Genomic DNA, 662 nt, shown 5'->3' with positions numbered 1-662 from the left:
GCTCAACAACAATTGTGGGTAGATGAAGGCGGCGTAGTGGATATGTCAAGTAAAGAAATTACAACGGTTTCAGCGGTAAAAGGTTATGGTTTCTTCACCTTAGCGACAGTTAAGAAAGACTGGATCTTGGATGGAGATATCGTTATCTACAACTTGGTAACACCAGATGGCGATGGCAAGAACGATTACTTTATCATTGACAACATCAAGAAATACCCGAACAATACGGTAGAGATTTACAACCGTTGGGGAGTACGCGTATACGAAACCAAGGGATATGATCCATCAGGTGACGGAAGTTCAAACGTATTTAGAGGGTACTCAGAAGGACGCGTTACGGTAGACAAGAACAAGAAACTACCAAGTGGTACTTATTATTACGTAGTTACTTACGAATACCAAGATGCCTCAGGAAGTCGCATGATTAAGAAAGCCGCTAATTTACATTTGGAGACGAATTAAATCTCAAATAGATGAAACTAAGACACACAATAAAGATAGCTCTTGTTAGCGTAGGTTTGCTTGGAATTACGCAGACCTATGCCCAACAAGATCCACAATATACACAATACATGTACAATCACTCAAACATCAACCCTGCTTATGCGGGTAGTAATGAGGGATTAAACATCTTTGGCTTGTATCGCACCCAATGGGTTGGG

Annotated in this window: 2 protein-coding genes; both read left to right on the top strand. The window is 40.9% G+C overall.

The window, feature by feature from the left end; translation table 11 throughout:
- On the top strand, nt 1-462 hold a 462-nt coding region (locus H4K33_RS16365), incomplete at its 5' end, for a gliding motility-associated C-terminal domain-containing protein (RefSeq protein WP_182650872.1).
- A gap of 11 nt (nt 463-473) precedes the next feature.
- On the top strand, nt 474-662 hold a 189-nt coding region (locus tag H4K33_RS16360; RefSeq protein ID WP_182650870.1), incomplete at its 3' end, for a type IX secretion system membrane protein PorP/SprF.

This window comes from Myroides sp. WP-1 (assembly GCF_014145635.1).
GTDB lineage: Bacteria > Bacteroidota > Bacteroidia > Flavobacteriales > Flavobacteriaceae > Flavobacterium.
This window is presented reverse-complemented; position numbering and strand designations above follow the sequence as displayed.